This is a genomic window from Bacillus sp. JJ1127, assembly GCF_036965845.1.
Classification (GTDB): domain Bacteria; phylum Bacillota; class Bacilli; order Bacillales; family Bacillaceae_G; genus Bacillus_A.
Window position 1 is genome coordinate 11,425 of the sequence record NZ_JBALQK010000228.1, and the last position, 5,460, is coordinate 16,884.

Below are 5,460 nucleotides of genomic sequence, written 5' to 3' on the forward strand. Positions count from 1 at the left end.
GGACAAGAGCATCTGGCCATGCATAGAAGCGGTCAGAGCCTTTTTCTGCCACATGCGAAGTAAAGACAGAATGAGCAATCGAGTGTAGGTTATTTTTTATTCTGCATCGCAGGGATTTAGATATTGAAAAATTAAAATGGATTAAGTTGTATTCAAAACAGCAAGTGATAGTTACTCCAAAGCAGTTTAATGAGGTTTATAGAGGGAATAAGAAATTAAGACAAGAAGTAGAGATTCTTAAACAAGCCATGTCAATTATAACTGCCAAATAGAAGGTGTTCCTTACTGCTCTTCTTGAAAACTGTGGTATATTAAACGGTATATAGTTAGTAAAGGAGTTTGAATAAATGGCAAAGAGTGTAGTAATTGCTGAGAAACCATCAGTTGCACGTGATATAGCAAAAGTATTAAAGTGTACAAAAAAAGGTAATGGATTTTTAGAAGGTGACAAATACATCGTGACTTGGGCTCTTGGGCATTTAGTGACGCTTGCAGACCCTGAGGTTTATGATAATAAGTATAAAACATGGAATCTTGAAGATCTTCCAATGCTTCCGGAACGTATGAAATTAGTTGTGATCAAACAAACGGGAAAACAGTTTAATGCTGTTAAAAGCCAACTGATTAGAAAAGATGTAAATGAAATAATTGTAGCTACAGACGCAGGTCGCGAGGGAGAATTAGTCGCTCGTTGGATTATTGATAAAGTTAAAATTAATAAACCTATCAAGCGTCTATGGATTTCATCTGTTACCGATAAAGCAATCAAAGACGGCTTCGCAAACTTAAAACCAGGTAAAGCATATGACAACTTATACGCTTCAGCCGTTGCGCGTTCAGAAGCAGATTGGTATATCGGTCTTAATGCAACACGTGCATTAACGACTCGCTTCAATGCACAACTAAACTGCGGTCGTGTCCAAACACCAACTGTAGCTATTATTGCTGGTCGTGAAGATGAAATTAAAAACTTTAAATCTCAAACATACTACGGTATCGAAGCTCAAACAACTAATAAATTAAAACTAACTTGGCAAGATGCAAAAGGGAATAGTCGTAGTTTTAATAAAGAAAAAATTGATGGTATCGTAAAGAATCTAGATAAACAAAATGCTATTGTTGTGGAAATTGATAAAAAACAAAAGAAATCATTCTCTCCTGGTCTTTATGATTTAACTGAACTACAACGTGATGCAAATAAAATCTTCGGTTACTCTGCTAAAGAAACATTAAACATTATGCAGAAATTGTATGAGCAACATAAAGTGCTAACATATCCTCGTACAGATTCACGCTATATTTCATCTGATATCGTTGGAACACTTCCGGAGCGACTAAAAGCGTGCGGTGTAGGAGAATATCGCTCGTTAGCACATAAGATTTTAAATAAGCCGATAAAATCTAATAAATCATTTGTTGATGATAGTAAAGTAAGCGATCATCACGCTATTATTCCAACAGAAGGGTATGTTAACTTCTCGGCTTTCACAGATAAAGAACGTAAAATTTATGATTTAGTTGTAAAACGTTTCTTAGCCGTTTTATTCCCGGCCTTTGAATATGAACAGCTAACATTACGCACGAAAATTGGTGACGAAACGTTCATCGCACGAGGAAAAACGATTTTACATGCTGGTTGGAAAGAAGTTTATGAAAATCAATTTGAAGATGATGCTGCAATCGATGATGTAAAAGAACAAATCTTACCTCGCATCGAAAAAGGCGATACATTAAACGTAAAACTAATTGTCCAAACATCAGGTCAAACGAAAGCACCTGCACGCTTTAATGAAGCAACATTACTTTCAGCAATGGAAAACCCAACAAAATACATGGATACGCAAAACAAACAACTTGCTGACACGTTAAAGTCAACTGGCGGACTGGGTACTGTAGCTACACGAGCTGATATTATCGACAAGCTATTCAATTCATTCTTAATTGAAAAACGTGGTAAAGATATTCATATCACTTCAAAAGGCCGTCAGTTACTTGATTTAGTGCCAGAAGAACTAAAATCTCCTACACTAACTGGTGAATGGGAGCAAAAACTTGAAGCGATCGCAAAAGGGAAATTAAAAAAAGAAGTATTTATTTCAGAAATGAAAAACTATACAAAAGAGATTGTTGCTGAAATTAAATCGAGCGATAAAAAATATAAACACGACAACATTTCAACGAAATCTTGTCCAGACTGTGGTAAACCAATGTTAGAAGTAAACGGTAAAAAAGGGAAAATGCTTGTATGCCAAGATCGCGAGTGTGGTCATCGTAAAAATGTATCCCGCACTACAAATGCACGCTGCCCTCAGTGTAAAAAGAAACTGGAGCTTCGTGGTGAAGGAGCTGGTCAAATCTTTGCATGTAAATGTGGCTATCGCGAAAAACTTTCTACATTCCAAGAAAGACGCAAGAAAGAATCGGGCAACAAAGCCGATAAACGAGACGTCCAAAAATATATGAAACAACAACAAAAAGAAGAAGAACCATTGAATAATGCATTAGCAGAAGCATTAAAGAAATTAAAATTTGATTAAACAAAAAGGTTCCTACCGTTTTCAGTAGGAACCTCTTATTTTTAATGAATAATTTTACTTCCTTTTGCATTCTCAACAAACTTTTCACTCGACTTATTAATTCGTGTTTTCAGTACTAATGCAAGTACAAGCATGATTACCACAAAGACACTTAATACAAGAAGATCCCTTATCACAATATCCCAAATCATTCCGCCCACTGTTTCACGAATCGCGCTAATTGCATATGTGAACGGTAAGAACGGATAAATTGCTTGGAAGAATTTTGGAAGCATTTGAATTGGGAATGTTCCGCCTGATCCAGCTACTTGCAGTACGAGTAAAATGATTGCCATCGATTTCCCGATGTTTCCGAAAACAGAAACAAGTGAGTATACGATACAAACAAAGACTGCACTACTAAATAAACTGAATAACACAAACCAGAACTTATCAACTACATACGTATCAAGTAAGTATATATCTCCCACCGATACGATAAACGCTTGCGCAAGACCTATCGTTAAGAACGTTAAGAAACGTCCGAAGTAAATCTCATGGCTCTTATAGTCTATATCTTCGTGTACTTCTACTGTTAATAACGAAACCATTAACAATGCCCCTACCCATAGTGCAAGCACTGTATAGAATGGTGACATCGCTGAACCGTAGTTTGGCATCGCAAATAATTTATTTTCTTTTAATTTCACCGGACTTGCAAAATAATCACTTTGCTTTTCAACATCATTTTTCAATAAACGTATGATGTCTTTTATATCCTCTTGTGAATCAAATTCACGAATTTTATTTGCTAATTCTTTAATCTTTTTCTCAGCAGCCGGCATCTCAGCTTTAATATCTTCAACTTTCTTCTTACCTTCTACTAAACCTTTTGATGAATCTTCTAGTAATGTTTTTACATCTGGAAGTTTTTTATTTGCATCGCTTAAAATTTTAGATGTATTTTTAGACATCTCTTTTGTACGAGCAATTGCTGCATTAAAGTTTGGAACGATTTCTGAATCATATTTTGCTAAAATATCGCCTAATTGTGCTGAAACACTTTTTGATACTTGGTTAATGCTTTCAATGACATCTTTTGCTGGTTGCTGCCCTTTATCAATAGCAGCAATTCCTTTATTCGTTAAATCCATTCCTTTTTGAAGATCCGTTTTTGCTTTGTTTAACTTAGCAATCTGATCGTTAACATTTTTATCACTATTGATATCACCTAAAATTTTATTTAAATCATTTAAGACAGGTATCATATCATCAATCATATTTATACCTGCTTGGAATTGGCCGTTTAGACTATTTAAAGCGGTTTTTGTACCATCTAGTCCGTTAACACCTTTATTTTTCAAATCTTCTTTTGCCTTTTTGAAATCTTCTACTGTATTTGGGATACCTTCTTCTACTATATTTTTCAACTGTTCGGCTGTGCTAACTGCTTTTTGGAAACCTGCTACAAAAGTTTCGTTATAATCTTTTTCAGCTTGATCAATTAAACCGTTTACTGCATTTAACTTTTGATTGATTGCATCTCTTACATCTTGTTTTACTTCTTGTCCTGAGCTAATTAAGTCTCCAACATGTTTAATCCTATTATTTACATCTTGCATAGAGTCTCTAATCGCTGTTAAATGTTGTACTCTTGTACCAAAGAAATCTTTACCAAAATCAGTTGGTACACTCTGCTCAAGCTTAGACATCATAGCAATCAGAGAAGAAACATTATCAGTATGAGTCTGAAGATTATTAGAAACAGTCTCTATATTTTTCTTCGCTATCTCTGGATCAATTTTTCCATTTTGTAAGCCATCCATAACACTTTGCGCGTATGCTGTTCCCACACGGGCAGAGCCAAAAACACTGTTTACTGTTTGATTAATATTTTTTGCTATATTTTTATATCCTTCTACATTAACTTGTGGAAGGTCTGGAATATCTAGATTGAAATCAACTCCTGGATGCATCAAGAAATCCGTAGCAGCTGCTGCACCATCCATCCCTTTTTTCAATACAGTCAAATTATTTTTCATGACTCCAGGAGCATCTTCTAACGTTTGACCATTTCTTGCAAAGAATGCATCCAGATCTTTCGTCATTTGTTGTCCATCATTCATCACACTTTCCACTACTGGTAAATTCTCTTGTGCGACTTTTACAAGATCTTGTGCTTTACCAGCATCTGTTAATGCCGTATCCACAAGTTTATTCATTTCTGGTAATTGTGCTTCTAACTTGAATACAAGATCTTTTACCTTTTCAATACTTGGTAAGTTTGTTTCTAAATCGATTCCAAGGTCATTGAAAATTTTAAAAATCTCACCATTCGCTGTTTTAACGAAGTTTTTACTAATTTCTTCTGTTATACCCGATGCACCTTTTGCTGTAATCTTTGGTGCAATGGCATTTACTTTTTCATTCACAAAATAATCAAGTTCTGGTTTTTTCGGATTATCGCTAATAACAGTCGTAATTTTTTCTGAGAAGTCTTTTGGAATCGTGATACTTGCGTAATAATCTCCGCGTTCCACTCCATAAACTGCTTGTTTTTCATCAACGAATTTCCAGTTAAAATTCTTATCCTTCTTAAGTGAATCTACAACTTCTTTCCCGATATTAATGTCTTTTCCCCGTAAGTTTGCCCCTGCATCTTCGTTAGAAACTGCAATTGGGATTTCTTTTGTATTTCCATATGGATCCCAAGAAGCCTTAATGTTAAACCATGCATATAAAGATGGTAAAACCATCAGCCCTAATACAATTACAATCGCAGCCCAATGTTTGGCTACATTCCGTAAGTCTGTCGTATAAATACGCCATATTTGTTTCATATAAGCTATCACCTAATTATATATTTTTCCTTCTTTAGAAAATGATACATGCATTTTGCCATTATATCATTTTCTACATCGTGGATTAAACGAAAATGTACTAT

2 protein-coding genes are annotated in these 5,460 nt (G+C 35.0%); one reads left to right on the plus strand and one right to left on the minus strand.

Translation table 11 applies throughout. The features are described 5' to 3' along the window. Positions 1–347: 347 nt before the first annotated feature. Entirely contained in the window at positions 348–2,537 is a 2,190-nt protein-coding gene (topB, locus tag V7183_RS20465; RefSeq protein ID WP_335360657.1) for a DNA topoisomerase III, read from the plus strand. Between the two features lie 41 nt (positions 2,538–2,578). Here topB and V7183_RS20470 read toward each other — a convergent pair whose 3' ends face one another. Further along, positions 2,579–5,356, minus strand: coding sequence for a YhgE/Pip domain-containing protein (locus V7183_RS20470; RefSeq protein ID WP_335360658.1), 2,778 nt, complete (start codon positions 5,354–5,356; stop codon positions 2,579–2,581). Between the last annotated feature and the right edge of the window lie 104 nt (positions 5,357–5,460).

Excerpts from the sequence above, each read along its gene's own strand:
- topB (WP_335360657.1), top strand. The coding sequence starts at position 348 with ATGGCAAAGAGTGTAGTAATTGCTGAGAAACCATCAGTTGCACGTGAT.
- V7183_RS20470 (WP_335360658.1), bottom strand. The coding sequence starts at position 5,356 with ATGAAACAAATATGGCGTATTTATACGACAGACTTACGGAATGTAGCC.